This is a genomic window from Streptomyces sp. NPDC032940 (genome assembly GCF_040636935.1).
Taxonomy (GTDB): Bacteria; Actinomycetota; Actinomycetes; order Streptomycetales; family Streptomycetaceae; genus Streptomyces.
This window is the reverse complement of the sequence record NZ_JBEZVJ010000008.1, coordinates 208,363-230,200: the sequence shown is the minus strand read 5'-3', so window position 1 is coordinate 230,200 and position 21,838 is coordinate 208,363. Positions and strand designations below refer to the sequence as shown.

Sequence of the window (21,838 nt, the reverse complement as noted above, 5' to 3'; positions counted from 1 at the left end):
GGCCCCGCACCGTGACGAGCTGCCGCCGCGGCCGGACGCGCCGCCTGCCGCGGGCACGCCTCGCCGTCCGAGCGCGCCGCTGCCGCCGGAGGGCGCCGCGCCGCGTTCCGGGGTGTCGGGCCGTGATGAGGTGCCGCCGCCGCCGGACGCGTCGCCTGCCGCGGGCACGCCTCTCCGTCCGAGCGCGCCGCTGCCGCCGGAGGGCGCCGCGCCGCGCTCCGTGGCCCCGCCCCGTGCGGAGACGACGCAGCGTCCCGTCGCGCCGCCGGCCGTCGGCGCACATCAGCCCCCGAGCGCGCCGCTGCCGGCGGAGACCCTGCCGCCGGCCCCCGGGACCGCGTCGCCGGCCCCCGGGACCGAGCCGGTGGCCCCCGGTGCTCCGCGTCGACCGGGGATGTCCTCGCGACCGGTCACCGTGCCGGCCGGCGAAGAGACCGGCCCCGGCGGGCCCGCGGCCTCCGGCGCCCGGCGTGACGTGGGCGCGCAGGGCCGGTCCGTCGCGTCACAGCGGTCACCGGAGGCAGCGCCGGGCGATGGCGATCGGCCGTCCGCCACCCGGCCGGGGCCCGGCGGACGGCCCGGCTCCGTCTCCACGCCCCCGCCGCCGCGTGCCACCGCCCGCTTCCCGGACGCCCCGCCGGCGGTCGGCCGTGCCGGTACCGCGCGCGGGCGCGGCGCACCGGCGGGACGCGCGCCCGCGGAGACCCCGTCCGAGACGACCACCCGCCTGCGCCCCGTCCCGCCGCAGGCCCCCGACCCGGCCCGGTCGTGGGGCGCCACGTCCGCGCCCGCTGCCGCGCCGCGGCCCCACGTGTCGTTCGCCGAGCCCGAGGGGTACGACGCACACGCCCGGCCACGCCCCCTCGGCGCACGCCTGCGGCCCCAGGCCGTCGCCGCGGCCGTCTGCCTGGTGCTCGGGGCCGGCCTCGTCACCGGCGCCGTCACCGGCAGCTGGCTCGCCGGGGACTCCGGCGACGCCGCCGCGCGCAGCGCCTTCACCGCCGCCGGAGACCTGTGGCACAGCGTCCCGGTCGACCAGCTCTTCCCGCCCACCGTGCAGGGCCAGGGCGCCGGTCCCGGCGGCGCCGACCGCACCTGGACCCGCGTCGCCGTCGCCCCGGACAGCGGCTGCGCCGGCGCCTTCGACCCGCTGCTGGGCAAGGCCCTCGCCCCGGCCGGCTGCGCACGCCTGCTGCGCGCCACCTACACCGACGCCACCCAGAGCTACGTCACCACCGTCGGCCTGCTGTTCACCAAGGCCGACGCCGCCGCCATGACCTCGCTGGCGAACCGGTTCGAGAAGGAGGGCCTGGCCCGGCGCGCCGACCTCGTGCCGCTGCCGTACGCCGCCGAGGACACCGTCGCCGCAGGCTTCGGCGCGGACGCCCGCGCCTCGTGGGCCGTCTCCGTCCTCACCGACGCCCCCGTCGTCGTCTACGCCGTCTCCGGCTGGGCCGACGGCCGCACCGTCGACCGGCCCGAGCCCGCGGAGGAGGCCACGGAGTCGGGCGCCGCCTCCGCCCCGGCCCAGGCCGGCCTCGGTCACGAGGCGCAGGGCCTCGCCGACCGCGTCGAACGCGCCCTGCGCAAGAACGTCGGCCCCGCCACGGAGCAGCCCTCGTGAACACCGCATCCCCCCGCCGTACCGGCGGTGCCCTGAGCCTCCTCCTCGCCGCCGCCCTCGTCCTCGTCCCCGCGCCCGCCGCGCACGCCGACGGCATACGCGCCAAGCAGTGGGCCCTCGACGCCATGCACACCGACGAGGCCTGGCGCACCACCAAGGGCGCGGGCGTCACCGTCGCCGTCCTGGACACCGGCGTCGAGGCCGGCCACCCCGACCTCGCCGGCAACGTCCTCACCGGCAAGGACCTGGTCGGCTTCGGCGCGAGCGAGGGCGACCGCGCCTGGGCCCGGCACGGCACCGCCATGGCCGGGATCATCGCCGGTCACGGCCACGGACCCGGCGACTCCGAGGGCGTCATGGGTATCGCGCCAGAGGCCAGGATCCTCCCCGTCCGCGTCATCCTCGAGGACGGCGACCCCTCCCGCACCAAGGCCCGCAAGACCCGCGGCAACGCGCTCGCCGACGGCATCCGCTGGGCCGCCGACAACGGCGCCGACGTCATCAACCTCTCCCTCGGCGACGACTCCGCCTCCGCCCACCCCGAACCCGCCGAGGACGAGGCCATCCAGTACGCCCTGAAGAAGGGCGTGGTCGTCGTCGCCTCGGCCGGCAACGGCGGCGAGAAGGGCGACCACATCTCGTACCCCGCCGCCTACCCCGGCGTCATCGCCGCCACCGCCGTCGACCGCTACGGCACCCGCGCCTCCTTCTCCACCCGCCGCTGGTACGCCACGGTCAGCGCCCCCGGCGTCGACGTGATCATCGCCGACCCTGACCACCGCTACTACGAGGGCTGGGGCACCAGCGCCGCCTCCGCGTTCGTGTCCGGCGCCGCCGCCCTGGTCAAGGCCGCCCACCCGGACCTCACCCCCGCCCAGGTCAAGAAGCTCCTGGAGGACACGGCCCGCAACGCCCCCGCCGACGGGCGCGACGACTCCCGGGGCCACGGCTTCGTCGACCCGGCCGCCGCCATCGAGGCCGCCGGAGAGCTGAAGCCGCGCGGACTGAAGCCGGCCGCGTACGGCGACGAGTACTTCGGCTCCGGGCCGGACGCCGCCGACGCCCACGACGACACCTCCGACTGGGCGGCCCCGCTGGCCGGCAGCGCGGGCGGTGTCCTGATCGTCGCGTCCGTGGTCCTGTGGCGGGGCCGGCGCGGGCGCTACGACGGGCTCTGATCCCCCTCGTCGCCGCCCGCCGGGCTCCCGTCGTCCGCGGCGGCGAACACCGACACCGCCGCCCGCGCCGCCGCCTCGGTGAGCGCGATCCCCTCCGCCTGCGTCGCGCTGCCGCGCGAGACCACCGCCACCAGACGGTCGTGGCCGCCGGACGTCACCCGCCCGATGCTGTTGACCACCCACAGCCCGGTGGTGCTGCGCCGCAGCCAGCCGTTCTTCAGCGCCCACGCGCCGTCCGTCCCGTCGGCCGCGGCCGACACCCCCCACCGCTGGTCCGCGGCGATCCGCCCCATCAGCTCCCGCAGATACGCCCGGGAAACCTCGCTCAACGCGGAGCCCTCCGCCTCGAACACCTGCCGCAGCAGCGTGATCTGGTCGGCGGCCGTCGTCCGCGTCAGTCCCCACAGCGGCCCGTCGCCGCCCTCGGTCGCGGTGAGACCGAGGCGCTCGTTCGCCGCGTCGAGCCCCTCCGCCGTCCCGATCGCCCGCCACAACGCCGTCGCCGCGTCGTTGTCGCTGTTCTCGATCATGTCGACGGCGTACGCTTTCTCCTGGGCGGTCAGCGTCCGTCCGGCGTCCTGCGCGCGCAGCAGCAGCGCCGCCAGGATGTCGACCTTGACGATGCTCGCCGTCTCGAAGACGCCGGTGCCGTACGTGGCGCCCTCCCCGGACTCCGGGTCGAGCACCGCCACCGACACCTCGGCGCCCTCCGCCACAGGCACCGCCGCCATCGCCGCCGCGAGCAGCGCTTCCCGGTCCACGGCCGCCTCCGTCGCGCTGTCCACCGGTGCCTCCCCGTCCACGGTCGCCGAGGCAGCCGACGATACGGCGCCCCCGCCCGGATGCGCCCGCGCCGTCACGTACACCGCCCCGGCGGCGCCGGCGCCCACGACGACGACCGCGGCGAGGGCGGCGGACAGCAGGGCGCGGCGCCGGGGCGGACGCGCGCGACGGCGCCGCCGGGCTCTGGGGGACTCCATGCCCGCGATGCTCGGGGCGCCGGCTGTGCGCACCGTGGGACGGAGGTGAAACGCGGGTCAGAGATCCCTGAGAGGCCGATGAGGACCGTCCGCCGCCCCCCGATAGGCTCGGGGACCGTGGCGAACAAGAACATCCCGGACTCCGGCTTCTCCGACGACGACGGCTCCGCCGACCCCCGGCTGAGCGCGGCGCTCGCCGCCTGGGCCGAGGACCGCACCGCCCTGGCACCCGTGCTTGAGGCACTCAGGGGCGCCCGGCTGCTCGTGCCCGTTGTGGCCGTCCTTGGCGAGGTCGAGGAGGACAGTGAAGAGGGGCGCGAAGCTCCTCGGAAGGGCGGTGGCGGGCGACGGGAGGGCGGGCTGCGCCGCGAGAAGACCAGTGACATGGCCGTGCCGACCCTGAAGGCCGGGGACCGCACCGCCCTGCCCGCCTTCACCTCCACCGAATCGCTCGCCCGCTGGGACCCCGAGGCCCGCCCCGTCGCCGTACCCCTGCACCAGGCCCTGCAGGCCGCCGCGCACGAGAAGGCGGACACGGTCGTGCTGGACATGGCCGGACCGGTGCCGTTCGAGCTGACCGGGGCGGCCCTGCTGGCGCTGGCCGAGGGGCGCACGACGACCGATCCGCTCGACGACCCGGCGGTCGTGAACGCCGTACGCGGCGCCGTGGCCGCCGAGCCCGCCGTGCTCCGCGCCCACCTCGGCCCGGGGCAGGCCGACGGCACCCTGGTGCTCGTGCTGGACCCGGCCGCGGCCCCGGCCGAGGCCGCCCGCGCCGTCGCCGGACGGCTGGCCGCCGACGAGACACTGAGGGCCCGCCTGGTGCGCGGCCTCGACCTGGCACTCCTGCCGGCCGGTGCCACGCCTCCGGGCGAGCCCCTGTACGTGCGCGGATAGGACGAGCGCGGACGCGTGCGGGCGGTACGCGCGCGGCCGGGTCAGCCGTAGACGGCGCCGGTGTACTTCTCGCCCGGCCCCTGGCCCGGCTCGTCCGGCACCAGCGACGCCTCGCGGAACGCCAGCTGGAGCGACTTCAGCCCGTCCCGCAGCGGCGCCGCGTGGAACGAGCTGATCTCGGTCGTGCTCGCGTCCAGCAGACCGGCCAGCGCGTGCACCAGCTTGCGCGCCTCGTCCAGGTCCCTGTGGGCGTCGCCCTCCTCGGTCAGTCCGAGCTTCACGGCGGCGGCGCTCATCAGATTGACGGCGACCGTCACGATCACCTCGACCGCGGGAACCTCCGCGATGTCGCGGGTCATGGCGTCGAAGTCGGGCGTCTCAGGAGGGGTCTCACTCATGCAGCTCACGATAGGCGCAGAAGCGGCCGGGGCCCCACTCGGTCTCGGTTAGCCCTTCCCCTGCCGAGCTGCTAACCTTGTGTAACGACCGGTCGGACACGTACGCCTCACGGCGCCGGGCCCGGCCCACAAGTGGAGGCTTTCGAACTCCCACCTGACCGTCCCCCGGGACGGCGGGTCACCGGTCAGGCGGTCCCGTCCTCACGACGGCGACCAGCCCGAATCGCGCCCCGCGGCCATCGCGGCGGTGCTCCGGTAGCAGTTCGAGGAGCCCCGCCTGTGATCGTCCGGGGCATTTTTCATGCGCCGGCGCGGTTAGGTCTAACGAACACAGACGTTACGCGGCTGTCCGCCAGACCGTCGCGTGGTGCTACCGAGGAGGATCCATCAGCGCCGAGCCCCGCATCAACGACCGGATTCGCGTTCCCGAGGTGCGACTTGTCGGTCCCAGCGGCGAGCAGGTCGGGATTGTCCCGCTTGCCAAGGCCCTGGAGCTTGCGCAGGAGTACGACCTCGACCTCGTCGAGGTCGCGGCGAACGCCCGTCCGCCCGTGTGCAAGCTCATGGACTACGGGAAGTTCAAGTACGAGTCGGCCATGAAGGCCCGTGAGGCGCGCAAGAACCAGGCGCACACGGTCATCAAGGAGATGAAGCTCCGGCCGAAGATCGACCCGCACGACTATGACACCAAGAAGGGTCACGTCGTCCGGTTCCTCAAGCAGGGCGACAAGGTCAAGATCACGATCATGTTCCGTGGTCGCGAGCAGTCCCGGCCGGAACTCGGCTACCGACTGCTGCAGCGGCTCGCGGAGGACGTCCAGGACCTCGGCTTCGTGGAGTCGAACCCGAAGCAGGACGGCCGAAACATGATCATGGTCCTCGGTCCGCACAAGAAGAAGACCGAGGCGATGGCCGAGGCTCGCCAGGCGCAGGAAGCCCGCAAGGCGGAGGCGAAGGCCAACCCCGGCAAGTCGCAGAACGCCGCGGACGCCGACGCCGTGAACGCCGAGGCCCCGGCCGAGGCTTCCGCCGAGGCGTGACCCCGGGGGACGCGAGTCCCCAGGACAACCGATACAAGAGCGACGCTCCACCGTGCCCGGTTTCACGACCGGGCACCGGAGCGCCACCGACGAGGAGATAACGGCGCTATGCCGAAGAACAAGTCGCACAGCGGTGCCAGCAAGCGCTTCAAGATCACCGGCTCCGGCAAGGTGCTCCGTGAGCGCGCCGGCAAGCGCCACCTGCTCGAGCACAAGTCGTCCCGCGTGACGCGTCGCCTCACCGGCAACGCCGAGATGGCCCCGGGCGACGCCGCGAAGATCAAGAAGCTTCTCGGCAAGTGACGTCCGCGGCGCCCGCACGGAGCGCCGTACGTCATTCAGGACCGGGACCCAATCGATACCGGGCCGCGTGAGGACCACCGCGGCCCCGCTACAAGGAGTTAACAAGTGGCACGCGTCAAGCGGGCAGTCAACGCCCACAAGAAGCGCCGGGCGATCCTCGAGCAGGCCTCCGGCTACCGCGGTCAGCGTTCGCGCCTGTACCGCAAGGCCAAGGAGCAGGTCACCCACTCGCTGGTCTACAACTACAACGACCGCAAGAAGCGCAAGGGTGACTTCCGCCAGCTGTGGATCCAGCGCATCAACGCCGCTGCCCGCGCCAACGGCATCACGTACAACCGCTTCATCCAGGGTCTGAAGGCCGCCAACGTCGAGGTGGACCGCAAGATCCTCGCCGAGCTGGCCGTCAACGACGCCGGTGCGTTCGCCGCGCTGGTCGAGGTCGCCCAGAAGGCGCTGCCGAGCGACGTCAACGCGCCGAAGGCCGCGTGACGCTGCGCCGGCTTTGAGCCGACGTCGACAGGACCCGCAGGTTTGAGCCTGCGGGTCCTGTCGTTGCCGCCCCTCCGTGTTGTCTCGGCTGCGGGCGCGTCGTGGCCGGTCGCGCAGTTCCCCGCGCCCCTGAAGGGGCGCGTCGCAGTCCGCGTCGATTCAGATGTGAAGGTGAGCAAGAGTGCGTCCCGTCAGCCCCGAGCTGATCTCCCCCCGGTCTCCCCGTGTCCTTGCGGCGCGGCGGTTGGCGAAGCGGAACTTCCGCGGGAAGGAGCGGCTGTTCCTGGCCGAGGGGCCACAGGCCGTGCGGGAGGCCGCGGCGTACGGGGACACCCTGACCGAGGTGTTCGCCACCGTCGAGGCCGCCGAGCGGTACGCCGACATCATCGGTGCCGCCCGTGACGCCGGCGCACGGGTCCACCTCGCCGCCGACGCGGTGATCGAGGACATCTCCACCACCGTCACCCCCCAGGGCCTGGTCGGGGTCTGCCGGTTCGTGGACACCCCCTTCGACGACATCCTCGCCGCCCGCCCCAAGCTCGTCGCCGTCCTCGCGCACGTCCGTGACCCCGGCAACGCCGGTACCGTGCTGCGCTGCGCCGACGCCGCCGGCGCCGAGGCCGTCGTCCTCACCGACGCCTCCGTCGACCTGTACAACCCCAAGGCCGTACGCGCCTCCGTCGGCTCCCTGTTCCACCTGCCGGTCGCCGTCGGCGTCCCCGTGGAGCGCGCCGTCGCCGAGCTGCGCGACGCCGGCGTGCGGGTGCTGGCCGCCGACGGCGCGGGCGAGGACGACCTCGACGCCGAGCTGGACGCCGGCACCATGGGCGGGCCCACGGCCTGGGTCTTCGGCAACGAGGCCTGGGGACTGCCCGAGGAGACCCGGGCCCTCGCCGACGCCGTCGTCCGCGTACCCATCCACGGCAAGGCCGAGAGTCTGAACCTCGCCACCGCCGCCGCCGTATGTCTCTACGCGTCGGCGCGTGCACAGCGCGCCGCCGGAGGGTGCCGCTCCGTCACCGCCAACTAGTAGGGTGACCAGCTCGGGGACCCCAGACCAGCTGGAAGGTGGGGCACGGGGATGAGCGTCGGCACGAGCAGCGCACCGGGGGAGCACCGGACGGGGCGTCCTCCCGCGCCGCGCCGGCCCGCCGACCTCGCCGGCCTGGGCATCGGCCCCGACGAGCTGCCCGACGGCCTCGTCGTCGCCGACGAACACGGGCGGGTGATCTGCTTCAACGCGGCCGCGGCCCGCATCACCGCCGTCCCCGCCGAACACGCCCTCGGACGGCGTCTCGACCAGGCCCTGCCCCTCGAGGACCTCGACGGCCGGCGCTGGTGGCAGCTCACCGACCCCTACGGCGGACTCGCCATCCGCGTCCGCCAGCCCGAGCGCAACCTCCTGCTCCCCGGCGGCCGCGAGGTCCTGGTCACCGCCCGCTACGTCCGCACCGAACCCCTCGGCCCCGTCCACCGCGTCGTCGTCACCCTGCGCGACACCGAGGCCCGCCGCCGCACCGAGCGCAGCCACGCCGAGCTGATCGCCACCGTCGCCCACGAACTGCGCTCCCCGCTCACCTCCGTCAAGGGCTTCACCGCCACGCTGCTGGCCAAGTGGGCACGGTTCACCGACGACCAGAAGCGGCTGATGCTGGAGACCGTCGACGCCGACGCCGACCGCGTCACCCGGCTCATCGCCGAGCTGCTCGACATCTCCCGGATCGACTCCGGACGCCTCGAGGTGCGCCGCCAGCCCGTCGACATCGGCGCCGCCGTCGGTCGCCACATCCAGGCCTACGTCGCCGCCGGACAGCCCGCCGACCGCTTCCTGCTCCGCCTCGGCCGGCCGCTGCCCGCGCTGTGGGCCGACCCCGACAAGATCGACCAGGTGCTCAGCAACCTCATGGAAAATGCCGTGCGGCACGGCGAGGGAACGGTCACCATTGACATCACGCCCACGGCGTCCCCCCGCGAGGAGGAGGACGCCGGTACGTCGGTCACGGTGAGCGACGAGGGGCCCGGCATCCCGGAGGAGTCCATGAACCGCGTCTTCACCCGCTTCTGGCGGGGCAGCAAGCGCGGTGGCACCGGTCTCGGGCTCTATATCGTCAAGGGCATCGTCGAGGCCCACGGCGGCACCATCACAGTCGGCCGCGCCCCCGGCGGCGGCGCCGAGTTCCGATTTACGTTGCCCGTGGCGGCCCCGGCCTACCTGGCCTGAGCACCGCGGGCGCATTCGCCTTCCTCCACCCCGTTAGACTCGGCCTTTGGCACCTTTGTGTCCCGCAGACGGAGACGCCCAGAGCGAGACCTTCGTCCACGAGCCGGTGACGGGGACCATCAGCCAGCCAATCGGAAGCACGGGAAGAGATGTCGGCACCGAATAAGTCGTACGACCCTGTCGAGGTCGAGGCGTTGAAACCGGAAGAGATCGAGCGCATGCGGGACGAGGCGCTCGCCGCCTTCGCCGCCGCGGACTCCCTCGACGCGCTCCAGGAGGCCAAGATCGCCCACACCGGCGGCACCTCCCCGCTGGCGCTCGCCAACCGCGAGATCGGCGCCCTGCCCCCGCACGCCAAGGCCGAGGCCGGCAAGCGCGTCGGCATGGCCCGCGGCGCCGTGAACAAGGCACTCGCCGCCCGCCAGGCCGAGCTGGAGGCCGAGCGCGACGCCCGCGTGCTGGTCGAGGAGGCCGTGGACGTCACGCTGCCCCACGACCGCGTACCGGCCGGCGCCCGCCACCCCCTCACCACGCTCTCCGAGCGCATCGAGGACGTCTTCGTGGCCATGGGCTACGAGGTCGCCGAGGGCCCCGAGGCCGAGGCCGAGTGGTTCAACTTCGACGCCCTCAACATCGGCCCGGACCACCCGGCCCGCGGCGAGGCCGACACCTTCTTCGTCGAGGGCCCCGGCGGCGGCTCCGAGTCCGGCGTCGTGCTGCGCACCCACACCTCGCCCGTGCAGATCCGCTCCGCGCTCTCCCGGGAGCTGCCGGTCTACGTGATCTGCCCCGGCCGCGTGTACCGCACCGACGAGCTGGACGCCACGCACACCCCCGTCTTCCACCAGGTCGAGCTGCTCGCCATCGACGAGGGCCTGACCATGGCGGACCTCAAGGGCACCCTGGACCACATGGTCCAGTCGCTGTTCGGCGCGGAGATGAAGACCCGGCTGCGGCCGAACTTCTTCCCCTTCACCGAGCCGTCCGCCGAGATGGACATGCTCTGCTACGTCTGCAAGGGCGCGTCCGTCGGCAACCCCGACCGGCCCTGCCGTACCTGCTCCAGCGAAGGCTGGATCGAGCTGGGCGGCTGCGGCATGGTCAACCCGCGGGTGCTCGTCGCCTGCGGCGTCGACCCCGAGAAGTACAGCGGCTTCGCCTTCGGGTTCGGCATCGAGCGGATGCTGATGTTCCGCCACAACGTCGAGGACATGCGAGACATGGTCGAGGGTGACGTCCGGTTCACCCGGCCGTTCGGGATGGAGATCTGATGCGGGTCCCGCTTTCCTGGCTGCGGGAGTACGTCGACCTGCCGGCCACCGAGACCGGCCGCGACGTGCAGGCCAAGCTGATTTCGGCCGGCCTCGAGGTCGAGACCGTCGAGCACCTGGGCGCCGACCTCAAGGGCCCCCTCGTCGTCGGCCAGGTGCTGACCATCGAGGAGCTGGAGGGCTTCAAGAAGCCGATCCGCTTCTGCACGGTGAACGTCGGCCAGGCCAACGGCACCGGTGAGCCGCAGGAGATCGTCTGCGGCGCCCGGAACTTCGCCGTCGGCGACAAGGTCGTCGTGGTCCTCCCCGGCGCCACCCTGCCGGGCGGCTTCTCGATCTCCGCGCGCAAGACGTACGGCAAGACGTCCCACGGCATGATCTGCTCCAGCGACGAGCTGGGCATGGGCGACGACGGCACGCACGGCATCATCGTGCTGCCGCCGGAGACCGAGGTCGGCAAGGACGCCATCGAGCTGCTCGAACTGGTCGACGAGGTCCTGGACATCGCCGTCACCGCCAACCGCGGCGACTGCCTGTCCATCCGCGGCGTCGCCCGCGAGACCGCCATCGCCTACGGCCTGCCGCTGCGCGACCCGGCCCTGCTCGACGTGCCCGGCCCGAACGCCTACGGCTACCCCGTGAAGATCGCCGACCCCACGGGCTGCGACCGCTTCACCGCCCGCACGGTCACCGGCCTCAGCCCCGAGGCGCGCTCCCCGATCTGGCTCCAGCGCCGGCTCCAGAAGGTCGGCATGCGCCCGATCTCGCTCGCCGTCGACGTCACCAACTACGTGATGATGGAACTCGGCCAGCCCCTGCACGCCTACGACCGCTCCCTGGTCCAGGGCACCATCGGCGTCCGCCGGGCCGCGGAGGGCGAGAAGATCGTCACTCTCGACGGCGTCGAGCGGAAGCTGCACGCCGAGGACCTGGTCATCACCGACGACCGCGGCCCGATCGGCCTCGCGGGCGTCATGGGCGGCGCCGACACGGAGATCACCGACCTCCCCCGGTCTCGAACGGACTCGACCGGGGGAACCCCCATCGACGCCGACAAGGCGACGAGCGACGTGGTCATCGAGGCCGCCCACTTCGACCAGGTGGCCATCGCGCGCACCGCCCGCCGCCACAAGCTGTCCTCCGAGGCGTCCCGCCGCTTCGAGCGCGGCGTCGACCCGCAGGCCGCGGCAGCCGCCGCCCAGCGCACCGTCGACCTGCTCGTCCTCCTCGCGGGCGGCACCGCCGAGGCCGGCGTCACCGAGATCAGCGCCCCCTCCGCGCCGCGCACCGTCGCGATGCCCGCCGACCACCCGGACAAGGTGGCCGGCGTGACGTACGGCCGCGAGACCGTCGTACGCCGCCTCCAGGAGGTCGGCTGCGATGTGTACGGGCAGGACGAGCTGATCGTCACCGCCCCGTCCTGGCGGCCCGACCTCACCGACCCGAACGATCTGGCCGAAGAGGTCATCCGCCTGGAGGGCTACGAGAACCTGCCCTCCACGCTGCCCCGGCCCCCGGCGGGCCGTGGCCTGACCGCCCGGCAGCGGCTGCACCGCCGCATCGGCCGCGCGCTGGCCGGTGCCGGTTACGTCGAGGCGCTGAACTACCCGTTCGTCGGCGAGCAGGTCTTCGACCAGCTCGGCCTGGACGCCGACGACCCGGCCCGCCGTGTGGTCAAGCTGGTCAACCCGCTCAGCGACGAGGAGCCCGCGCTGCGGACCTCGCTGCTGCCGGGCCTGCTCGGCGCGCTGCGCCGCAACGACGGCCGCGGCACCCACGACCTCGCCCTCTTCGAGACGGGCCTGGTCTTCCACCCGCGCGACGAGCAGCGGATCGCCGCGAACCTGCCCGTCGACCGGCGCCCCAGCGAGGACGACCTCGCCGCGCTGGACGCCGCGCTGCCCGACCAGCCCCGGCACGTCGCCGTGGTCCTCGCGGGCGCCCGCGAGCAGGCCGGCTGGTGGGGCAAGGGCCGCCCGGCCGACTGGGCCGACGCCATCGAGGCGGCGCGCCTCGTGGCCCGGGAAGCGGGAGCCGAGCTGATCCTGCGCAAGGGCCAGTACGGGCCCTGGCACCCCGGTCGCTGCGCCGAGCTGATCGTCACGGTCGACGGTGCGGAGCGGGTCGTCGGGCACGCGGGTGAGCTGCACCCGCGCGTGATCAAGGCGCTCGGTCTGCCCGAGCGGACCTGCGCGATGGAGCTGGACCTCGACACGGTGGCGCGAGTCGGCGACGGCACCCCGCAGGCGCCGAGCATCTCCACCTTCCCGGTCGCCACGCAGGACGTCGCCCTGGTCGTCGACGCGTTCGTCCCGGCGGCGGACGTCGAGGCGGCGCTGCGCGAGGGCGCGGGCGAACTGCTGGAGTCCATCCGGCTGTTCGACGTCTACGACAACGCGGAACAGCTGGGCGAGGGCCGCAAGTCCCTGGCGTACGCGCTGCGTTTCCGTGCGGGGGACCGGACGCTGACGGTCGACGAGGCGTCGGCGGCGCGGGACGCCGCGGTGGCCCTCGCGGGCGAGCGGGTCGGAGCGGTGCTGCGCAGCTAGTCGGCGGTGCGCCCAAGGGGGCGCGGGTCTCTGTCGTGTGGTGACTGCGGGTGCGCCGTGGTCGCTCGCGCAGTTCCCCGCGCCCCTTGTCGGCGTCAGGTCGACGTCCCTCGAGGGGCGCGGGGAACTGCGCGAGCGACCACCACGTAACCGCGCCCGGAAAGGCGACGAGTGGCACCGGCGGAGCCGGCGGAGCCGTCCGCCCGCCACGGAGTGTCGGGCAGGTAGCAGGGCGGACGGCGTGGAACGGGCCGCCGCACTGTACGAGGGGGAGCCGGCGGCCCGGCCGGCCTCTTTCGAGGCAGCCCAGTCAACCGGTCCGGAACTCTCCGCGACAGCGCGCACACGGTGCGGATGCGCGTACTCCGTTCACACCCCGTGTGAAGGGCGGCACACTACGCTGTCGGGCACCGAATCACCCGGGACCGGGGGGCACCATGCAGCCCAACACTCTGCTCGACGCGATCCTGGACGAGGCGGGGGTCTCGCACGCGGGACTGGCCGCCCACGTCAACCAGGCGGGACGGGCGCGCGGGATCGCACTGCGCTACGAGCACACCGCGGTCGCCCGGTGGCTGAAGGGACAGCGGCCGCGCGGACAGGTGCCCGACCTGATCTGCGAGGTCCTCGCCGCCCGCCTGCACCGGCCCGTCACCCTCGACGACATCGGCCTCGGCGTGCCCGGCGAGCCCGTCGCGGCGCACACCGGCTCGCTGTCCGGCTTCGTGGAGCGGGCGACCGCCCTGTGGCGCTCCGACCAGCAGCAGCGCCCGCACGTCCTGGGTGCCCCCGCGCTCACCGGCACGCCCGCCGTGATGCCGGTCTGGGAGTGGGAGAACCCGCCCGAGGACACCGACGTCTCCCGCGGCGGCCGGCACCGGGTCACCACGGCCGACCTGGAGATGCTGCGCTCGGCCCGCGCCCACTACGAGCAGATGTACCGCAAGGCCGGCGGCGTCGCCACGCGCGCCCGGATCGTCGGCTTCCTCAACGCCGAGGCCGCCCCGCTGCTGCGCGGCGGCTACACCGACGCCACCGGCCGCCAGCTCCACCGGGCCACCGGCGGCCTGGTCGCGGTCGCCGGCATCTGCGCGTACGACTCCGACGCGCACGGCCTCGCCCAGCGCTACTTCCACCAGGCGCTCCGCCTCGCCAAGGCCAGCGGCGACCGGGGGCTCGGCGCGTACGTCATCGCCCTTCTGGTCAACCAGGCGCTGTTCCTGCGGGAGTACCGACAGGCCGTCGCCTTCGCCGAGGCCGCGCTGCGCACCGCGGGCCGGCACATCACCCCGGCGCTCGCCTCCGACCTGTACGCGATGCAGGCCAAGGCGTACGCCCACCTCGGCGACGGCACCAGCGCCCTGTCCTGCATCCGGCGGGCCGAGCAGGCCGCCGAACGCATCCGGCGGGGCTACGAACCCGACGAGACCGGCTATGTCCAGCCAGGCCTGGTCAATGTCCAGGTCGCGGAGGCGCTGCTCAGCCTCGGCGAGCTCGCGGCGGCCGGGGAGCACGCCGCCCAGGCCGTCGACAACCCGGCGCACGACCGGGGCCGCGTGCACCGGCTCGCCATGCTCAGCACCATCGAACTGCGCCGGGGCAACGCGGACAAGGCGGTCGCCACCGCCGTGCAGATGGCGGAACAGGCCCGCGGAATGGAGTCCCAGCGCCTGCGCGACAGACTCCGCGCGGTGCGCGAGCACCTGGTGCGCAGCGGATGCGCGGGCACGGCCGAGGCCGCCGAACTCATCGACGGGGCCCTGCGCGTGCCTCTCTAGACCGCCCGCCCTCCCGGGACGCTGCGCCCGCCACTGCGCCGTGAGCGGCCGCCGTGCGCCTGCTGCCGGGACGCTCGGGCTGCGATATTGCCACCTACTCAAGAAAGGTGGCAGAACCGTGCAGTGGACGAAACAGAACGAACAAAATGTGTACGCAAATCGCTGGTTCAGCGTCAACCTCGCCGACGTCGAACTCCCGGACGGGCGGCACCTCGACCACTTCCTCATACGGATGCGCCCCGTGGCCGTCGCCACGGTCGTCAACGAGGCGGCGGAGGTCCTCCTGCTGTGGCGGCACCGTTTCATCACCGACAGCTGGGGCTGGGAACTCCCGGCCGGCGTCGTCGAGGAGGGGGAGGACGTCGTGGCGGCGGCGGCCAGGGAACTGGAGGAGGAGACCGGCTGGCGGCCGGGACCGCTGCGCCACCTCATGAGCGTGGAGCCGTCCAACGGGCTCACCGACGCCCGGCACCACATCTACTGGGCCGACGAGGGCGAGTACGTCGGACACCCCGTGGACGACTTCGAGTCGGACCGCCGTGAATGGGTGCCCCTCAAGCTCGTCCCCGACCTGGTCGCCCGCGGGGAGGTCCCGGCCGCCAACATGGCGGCCGCGTTACTCCTGCTGCACCACCTCAGGCTCGGACAGGACGCCAGGCCGTGATCCCCGGCGCCGCCACGCCCAGCCGCGCCGCTCAGCGTCCGAACGCCTGCCAGAGCGCCACCACGAGCGCGCCGACGGCGGTGACCGCGGTGACCGCCGGCAGGGGCCAGCGGGCGTGCTCCAGGCTGACGAGCCGGGTGCTCAGCTCGTCCAGGTCCTTGGCGGTCTCCTCGGTCCGATGGCTGAGCAGCGCCAGCCCGCCCTCCACACGGGCGTAGGCGACATCGAGGCGGCGCCGTAACTCTGCGAGTTCTCCAGGGACGGCGGGATGCTCGGGATCGGCGGTCACGAATCCGCTCCTTTCATGGTCGAACGGGGGTCGAATCACATCCCTTGCAATGCGCATGATGAGTCAACTCGCCTGGTGGGCGCGTGGGGAGAGTGTGCGTACGGCATATGCGAGCCCGGCGCACACACGGGGTGCGAACGCCACGGGCCCGGCACCGCATCGGGTGCCGGGCCCACGCCGTGGTCACTCAGCGTCAGTGGTGGCGGGACGCTACAGGGCGAGCACGGTGTCACCGCACTCGTAGTCGCAGCTCTTCGACGCCACCTGGACCGTCCACAGACCGGCCTCCAGCCGCAGGGATCCCCGGAACTCCCCGTCGCCGCAGGGCGTCATGGGCGTCTCCTCCAGGACCCGGCCGTCCTCGGTCACCTTCCTGACCACCAGCCGCATGGCCGCGTCGGCCCTGACGGCGACCACCTCGAACTCCTCTCCCGCCATGACGGTGTCCGGCAGGTCGACTCCCGTCTCGTGGTCGTCGGCCAGTTCCTGCAACAGGGGACGCCCGTCGCACACATTGCGCATCTGCTCCCTGACGCGCGCGGCGTCGAACATGGACGCGTGCCGTGCGGAACACCACTGCGTCCGGGTGTTCTCGTCGTTCATCAGCGGCTGGGCCGAGTGCCGCGACACCGTGCTGTCGCCCCACCAGTCCGCGGCCCCCCACGGACTGCCGGACGCGCGGTGCAGATACGCGAGCGACTCGTCGGGTCCGTGGAGCACTCCGTACGTGGTGGGGTGCTTGTCGCCGCCGACGACGAGCAGCTCGTACGACGGGGCGCCCCTCCTCTCGTTCTCCTCCACCGCCTTCTCGATCTGCCAGGCGAACCGGGCCGCGTCGTCCAGCATCCCGGACGGGATCCCCTCCACCGGGGCGACGGCCCTGAGCGGGATCCGGCCGAAGTCCTCGTGCTGCACCACGTCGTAGGTGGGCAGCAGCTGGCCGATGGACGGATACGTCGAGCAGACCTCGCGGATCAGCGAACGCCAGGGCCGCATCGCGCCGGAGGCGTGACCGGTCAGCATGCGCATGGCCTTGACGCTGCCGCGGTACGGTGTGCCCAGGGTGACGACCGCCCGGGTCTCCTCCCGGCCGCCGAGCACCTCCAGGTAGTAGCGGGCCACCAGGCCCCCCATGGAGCGGCACAGCAGGATCACCTTGGCGTCACGCGCCTCCGGATACCTCCGCGGATCGGCGGTCCGCCGCCACCGGTCGAGGTGCCGCTCCACGAACTGTTGCAGCTTCCCGGCCGAGTTGCGGTTGCTCAGCCGCCAGTCGTAGGAGAAGGTGACCAGCCGTTCGGGGTCGATCCCCAGACGCCTGGCCAGGTTCGCGTGCCCGCCGTGCCGGCCCCAGCCGGGCAGCTGCCGCAACGTCCTGACGGGCTCACCGACCTCGAGTGCGTAGGGGCCCTCCGGCTCCCCGTCGCCGATGCCGTCCTGGAGCCGCAGCCGCTCGGCGACTCCCGCCGGGTAGGTCAGCGCGCCGCTCAGCATCGCGAGGCTGGCGTTCCACGCCTCTTCCCCGTCCCGGGTCAGTGAGGTCCCCATGATGCCGGGGACCACCACGACGAGATCATGCCTCATGACGTGTCTTCCTCGTCGCTCTCTCGGGGGAGGCCGTCCGCTGCCCGGGGATCGCCTGGAGTTCCTCCCACCACGGGGCGATGCCGTCCTGCCTGAGCAGGACCTGGTCGCAGCGCAGGCCGGCCTGGTTCGCGCCTTGGATCATGAGCGTGATGCCTCTGTCGTCGTGGACGGTGCCGACGTCCGTCACGTGATATCCGCGGGACTCCAGGGTCGGCAGGTCCCGGTCGCCGGCCAGGTCGCGCAGGACGATCCGTCCCGAGTCGTTGCGCCAGCCCACCAGGATCAGGCGGTCCGGCGGCCCGACCAGGGCAAGCCGGTCGACCACCATGCCCCCGGGCGGACGGAACGACGTGGAATGGGCGTACCTGCCGAGCCACCGGACGACGTGCACCCACCGGGACCCCGGGTAGGCGATGAGCGGCACATGGGTCCTGCCCTGGCGGACGAAGCCGGTGACACCGCCGTCGGCGGGGATCGGTTCGTTGCCCGGCTCGTCGAACTTGAGGGGCTCGGCACCGAGGTCCGCCAGGTCCCAGAGACGGACGACGGGGCCTCCCCATACGGCGAGCCGGGCCACGCCGCCGGGACCGTTCACCACGGTCAGCCGGTCGACGGTGCCCGCCCCGGTCACATACACGACGGCCCTGCCGTCGTCGCGCCACTCCCCGCCCGCGCCGGCAGGCCGCTCCCAGCACCGCACGCCCTGGTCCCGGGGCCAGTACAGGCGGACGGAGCCGTCACCACCCGCGTGCAACGCGACCGAATGGACCTGGTCGTCGTCGGTCCCCTCCAGCGGCAGGTCGTCGCGGCGGAGCACCACCAGGTCCCGGTCGCACGTCCACGCCACGGCATGCCGACGGCCGACGGCGACCACCAGCGCCCCCTCGCCGGTCCACAGCGCGCTCACCGCGGTCAGCTCGGTCACCCGGGCACTCGGGTGCTCCAGCACCGGTCCGTGGGTGACCTCGCCGTCCGTCGTGTGCCGGCTCAGCAGCACCGAACGCCCCTGTGACCTGACGGCCAGGAAGCCGCCGCCGTCCGGCGCCCGCGCCACGTACACCCGCGGGCTGCCCTGCCTGACCGACGACGCCGTCGCCCGCTTCCCCCCGGCCGCCCGGCCCGGTCCGTGGGGGTCCCAGACCCGGACCCGCGTCTCGTCCGCCACGGCCAGACGTCCGGACCCCGACGGGTCGAAGGCCAGCGACTTGTGCTCGTGGTCGCAGGGCAGCGGTACCTGCTCCGCCCCCTCGCCGGTCCAGATCCGGATGTGCCCGTCCTCCTGCACGGCCACCAGGAGGTCCGATCCCGTACGCCCCAGGGCCAGCGCCGGCGCCTGGGCCTTGCTCTCCCGGTCGACGAGCAGCCGGCACCCGTCCCGGTAGAGGTCGGGGATCCGCCAGACCCGCAGGCGCTCCCCGTCCAGCGCGGCGATCACCGCCCCGTCGTCCCCGTCCGAGGTGAGGCCGGTCACGGTGTGCACCGGGGGAGTGCCCCGCCACACGTACCTCGGAGCCGTCTCCCGCGACTCCCTGCCGGTGAGCCTGCGCAGCCGGATCCCCTCCGCGCCCGCGATCACCGCGAAGAGGTCGTCCTGCAGCGGCAGCAGCGCGGCACTCTCCACGTCGGAGATCCGCCGCAGACTCAGGTCCCGTCGCGCGGGCCGTCCGTCCCCCGTCCAGTGCCACAGCCACAGCTGCCCGTGCCCCGTCGCGGCCAGCCAGTGCCTCCCCTCCCACCGGGCCATGTCCAGGGACTCGACGCGGCCGCCCCAGAACAACTCCTCCGAGGGACGGCGTGCCCCGCCCCACCACACGCGCACCGCACGGCCGTCGTGCGCGGCGACCACCCGCTGTTCCCCCGCGCCCGTGGCGACGACACCGGCCAGATGGACGGTTTCACCCGGGAACGGTGTCCCCGTCTCGCGCAGGCGTGCCTCCCGGCCGGCCCACGTCCACGACCTGATCTCCCCCCTGCCCGCGGCGTGGATGAGCCCGTCCCCGTCCCGTTCCCAGTGGACCGCGCACGCGCCTCCCGAGGGCGCCGGCCAGATCCGCTGCAAGGGGAGCCGCTCCGCACTGGTCCACAGGTCGTCCCAGAAGACCCCGGGCGCGCGGGGGATGCGCTCCCGCTCCTCGGCGGAGAACATCACCAGAGCGGTGGCCTTGAGCACCGCCCACCGGCCGGCGATCAGCCGTTCCCCGCTGACCTCCGCACCCGCCCGGAACCGGTCGGCGACCGTCAGATACAGCGAGGCCTGCGGGCTGTCCGCCAGCCGGGCGGCGATCAGCGGCTCCAGCACCTCGGGCGACGCGTACACGAGGAAGCGGTAGTCCGCGATCAGCTCCTCCAGCACCTCATCGCCGGCCAGAGCCGCGTGGGCGGCCAGGTAGTGCGCCGCGTACGGTGCGACCGCCGCCCAGGCGTCGTCGGACGGGGGCCTGAGCACGTCGTGGACCCGGGCGTGCAGACGCCGTTCGTCGAGACCGGCCAGCAGATGGCCGCCGAAGCTGGGGTGATGGAACCGGTACACCGGTTCGCCGAACTCGCTGTCCCTCGCCAGCACGACCCCGACCGCATGCCCGACGACGAACCCCAGATCCTCCTCGTCGTACTCCCGTTCCGCGTCACGCGTCGCGTTCGCCATCGCCACCCAGAGCCGCCCCAGGGGAAGCCCGTTCCCCTGCGCCAGGGCCAGCGGCCGCAGGAGGTCCCGGATCCGGCCGGGGTCCTCCGGGTCCAGTTGCCGCAGCTCCTCCGCCAGCAGGGAGTCGAGCACCACGGCTCCCTGCCGGAGCTCCGCCTCGAGCCGGTCCGGATCGGGCAGGGCGTCCAGCTCCGCCAGCCGCCGCGCCCACAGGGTGGCGATCAGGAAGAGCCCGTTGCTGTAGGCGGCGACGTGCCGGGCGACGGCCTCTCGCGTGACCCGTTCCTCCGACGTCGACGGCGAGAGGTGCTTCCCCCGCAGCAGGTTCTCGACGTGCCGGGCGAGGTCCTGCTCCGTCTCGACCAGACGGTCCAGTTCCAGCACCCGGTCCCCGGCCAGGACGTCGACCAGCGACTCCGGGGCGGCCTCTCCCGGCAGCGCCCGCCTGGCGTTCGCCCGCGTGGCCACCACCACCTTGACCCTGGGCAGCGAGGCCAGCGGGTTGAGCAGTTCCCTGGCCACGCGGAAGGCATGACCGACCGCGGACTCGTCGAGACCGTCGAAGAGCAGCGTGAGCGTGCCCCTGCGGTCGGCGAGTGCGGAGACCGCCTCGACGAACGCGGGCACCGTGCCGCGTGCCGTGTGCCGGTCCAGGCCCAGGTACTCGAGCTTGGCGGCCAGCTCATGACACAGGGACGCCAGGGTCCGCCCCCGGCAGTGCAGCACGGCATGCACCGAATGGAGTTCGGGCTGCACCGGCGGCAGCCGCTCCAGAGCGGCGGCGAACCTCTTCGTCGTCAGGTGGGCGACGTAGTGCAGGAGCGTCGACTTGCCCGCACCGGACGCCCCGGTCACCACGTACATCCCCGTGCTGCGCACGTTCATCCAGGTCACCAGGGGACCCAGGGCGGTGTTGCGCGGGGAGAAGTCCCGCAGCCGCCAGGTGTCACCGCCACCGGCGAAGAGGGGGATGGACTCGCTCCGGAACTCCTCGCCGATCCAGGACTCGTCGTCCTCCGGGCGCGTCGCGGGCCGGACCCGGTCCGAGCAGTACGGGTTGACCAGAAAGAGCGGTCGCAGCGGGCGTACCACGGTGATCCGCGGCACCTGCCCGTCCCGCATCCTGGCCGCGACCGCCCCGTGCAGATAGTCCAACGGCAGATCCGGCTGCTCGCGCGCGAAGAGCCGGTGCTGGCTGTACTCGAGGTCCGGGGTGCGCAGCACCTCTTCCAGACAGTCCACCCAGCGCGTCTCCGTGGCGCGTTCGTCGGCGCCGGCCGTGGCGACGACGACGAAGCCGCCCGTCGGATCGTCCCCCACCTCCTGGTTCCGCGCGCGCTTCACCTGGTCCTCGACCGCCTCCAGCGCCGCTCCGGAGAAGCAGGCGTCGAGCACGACCCAGGTGTCGGTGAGGTCGTTCCCCAGCCACGACGCCAGCTCTTCCGCCGAGACGGCCCGCGAAGGATCCAGGCGCCCGTCCACGTAGCTGTCCTCGCAGGCGAGGTAGAAGGTGTCGCCCTCCTCGTGCCCGTGACCCGTCCAGTAAAGGATCTTCCGGCTCGCCCGCATCTTCCGCAGCCTCGCGACCAGCTCCCGGATCTGCTCCCGGCCCGCCGCCACCGGACCCGTGTCGTCCGTGCCGCTGGTCACGCCGATCGGCTCGGTCACGAAGCCCAGCCGCCGGGCCTGTTCGACGAACTTCTCGGCGGCCCCCCGCAGATACTCGCGGTTCCGGCCACGACGAGTGTCGTCCCGGTATCTGTCCACGACGACCGTGGCCACCAGTCCGTCGTGCTCGATGGCTTCCACCGGAGCTCTCCCCTCAAAGCCCGACCAAGATCCTCGAGGGCTCAACACGCCGACCGACGAACGTAATTGATGATTAGTCAGCGGTGCGTAGCCGGTAATAACCTACCGGCACACCAC

Annotated in this window: 17 protein-coding genes; 12 read left to right on the top strand and 5 right to left on the bottom strand. The window is 73.4% G+C overall.

All coding sequences use genetic code 11. The features are described from left to right. The first annotated feature begins 727 nt into the window (after window positions 1-727). Window positions 728-1,624, top strand: a complete 897-nt coding sequence (locus AB0E77_RS14190) for a hypothetical protein (protein WP_361569653.1) — start codon at window positions 728-730, stop codon at window positions 1,622-1,624. Further along, entirely contained in the window at window positions 1,621-2,802 is a 1,182-nt protein-coding gene (gene mycP / locus AB0E77_RS14185; RefSeq protein ID WP_361569637.1) for a type VII secretion-associated serine protease mycosin, read from the top strand. The genes AB0E77_RS14190 and mycP overlap by 4 nt, the downstream gene beginning before the upstream one ends. Here the strand turns inward: mycP and AB0E77_RS14180 are convergent. Continuing rightward, the gene (locus tag AB0E77_RS14180; protein WP_361569635.1) at window positions 2,787-3,782 is read right to left on the bottom strand and encodes a serine hydrolase; all 996 of its coding nucleotides are present in this window, start codon (window positions 3,780-3,782) and stop codon (window positions 2,787-2,789) included. The genes mycP and AB0E77_RS14180 overlap by 16 nt on opposite strands. A 117-nt stretch (window positions 3,783-3,899) precedes the next feature. Between AB0E77_RS14180 and AB0E77_RS14175 the strand changes: the two genes are divergently transcribed. Next, window positions 3,900-4,679: an SseB family protein gene (locus AB0E77_RS14175; RefSeq protein ID WP_361569634.1), complete on the top strand. Its 780-nt coding sequence runs from the start codon at window positions 3,900-3,902 to the stop codon at window positions 4,677-4,679. A gap of 41 nt (window positions 4,680-4,720) precedes the next feature. On the opposite strand, the gene AB0E77_RS14170 is transcribed toward AB0E77_RS14175, so the two are convergent. Further along, window positions 4,721-5,077, bottom strand: coding sequence for a DUF1844 domain-containing protein (locus tag AB0E77_RS14170; protein WP_361569632.1), 357 nt, complete (start codon window positions 5,075-5,077; stop codon window positions 4,721-4,723). 386 nt (window positions 5,078-5,463) lie between these two features. Here AB0E77_RS14170 and infC point away from each other — a divergent pair, with 386 nt between their 5' ends. The 9 genes from infC to AB0E77_RS14125 all read left to right on the top strand — a co-directional run bounded on the left by infC (window position 5,464) and on the right by AB0E77_RS14125 (window position 15,392). Next, the gene (infC, locus tag AB0E77_RS14165; protein ID WP_086026072.1) at window positions 5,464-6,117 is read left to right on the top strand and encodes a translation initiation factor IF-3; all 654 of its coding nucleotides are present in this window, start codon (window positions 5,464-5,466) and stop codon (window positions 6,115-6,117) included. Window positions 6,118-6,225: 108 nt separating this feature from the next. Next, entirely contained in the window at window positions 6,226-6,420 is a 195-nt protein-coding gene (rpmI, locus tag AB0E77_RS14160) for a 50S ribosomal protein L35 (RefSeq protein WP_003977225.1), read from the top strand. Between the two features lie 105 nt (window positions 6,421-6,525). Then, complete coding sequence (rplT, locus tag AB0E77_RS14155; RefSeq protein ID WP_004002577.1) at window positions 6,526-6,909, top strand: 50S ribosomal protein L20; 384 nt, start codon at window positions 6,526-6,528, stop codon at window positions 6,907-6,909. Window positions 6,910-7,090: 181 nt separating this feature from the next. Further along, a complete protein-coding gene (locus tag AB0E77_RS14150; RefSeq protein WP_361569630.1) occupies window positions 7,091-7,939 on the top strand; it encodes an RNA methyltransferase in 849 nt (282 codons plus the stop codon). Between the two features lie 51 nt (window positions 7,940-7,990). Then, window positions 7,991-9,130, top strand: coding sequence for an ATP-binding protein (locus AB0E77_RS14145; RefSeq protein ID WP_361569628.1), 1,140 nt, complete (start codon window positions 7,991-7,993; stop codon window positions 9,128-9,130). Window positions 9,131-9,279: 149 nt separating this feature from the next. Beyond that, window positions 9,280-10,401, top strand: a complete 1,122-nt coding sequence (gene pheS, locus AB0E77_RS14140; protein ID WP_361569626.1) for a phenylalanine--tRNA ligase subunit alpha — start codon at window positions 9,280-9,282, stop codon at window positions 10,399-10,401. After that, window positions 10,401-12,950, top strand: a complete 2,550-nt coding sequence (gene pheT, locus AB0E77_RS14135) for a phenylalanine--tRNA ligase subunit beta (RefSeq protein WP_361569625.1) — start codon at window positions 10,401-10,403, stop codon at window positions 12,948-12,950. The genes pheS and pheT overlap by 1 nt, the downstream gene beginning before the upstream one ends. A 437-nt stretch (window positions 12,951-13,387) precedes the next feature. Continuing rightward, window positions 13,388-14,728 carry a transcriptional regulator gene (locus AB0E77_RS14130; RefSeq protein ID WP_361569623.1) on the top strand — a complete coding sequence of 447 codons (1,341 nt, stop codon included), beginning with the start codon at window positions 13,388-13,390 and terminating at the stop codon, window positions 14,726-14,728. 118 nt (window positions 14,729-14,846) lie between these two features. After that, the gene (locus AB0E77_RS14125) at window positions 14,847-15,392 is read left to right on the top strand and encodes an NUDIX domain-containing protein (protein ID WP_361569621.1); all 546 of its coding nucleotides are present in this window, start codon (window positions 14,847-14,849) and stop codon (window positions 15,390-15,392) included. Between the two features lie 31 nt (window positions 15,393-15,423). Here the strand turns inward: AB0E77_RS14125 and AB0E77_RS14120 are convergent, their stop codons facing one another. The 3 genes from AB0E77_RS14120 to AB0E77_RS14110 form a co-directional block, all read right to left on the bottom strand. Beyond that, window positions 15,424-15,681, bottom strand: coding sequence for a hypothetical protein (locus tag AB0E77_RS14120; protein ID WP_351023579.1), 258 nt, complete (start codon window positions 15,679-15,681; stop codon window positions 15,424-15,426). A gap of 210 nt (window positions 15,682-15,891) precedes the next feature. Continuing rightward, complete coding sequence (locus tag AB0E77_RS14115) at window positions 15,892-17,265, bottom strand: hypothetical protein (protein WP_361569619.1); 1,374 nt, start codon at window positions 17,263-17,265, stop codon at window positions 15,892-15,894. Next, entirely contained in the window at window positions 17,255-21,721 is a 4,467-nt protein-coding gene (locus AB0E77_RS14110; protein WP_361569617.1) for an NACHT domain-containing protein, read from the bottom strand. Before AB0E77_RS14110 ends, AB0E77_RS14115 begins: the two co-directional genes overlap by 11 nt. Window positions 21,722-21,838: the final 117 nt, after the last annotated feature.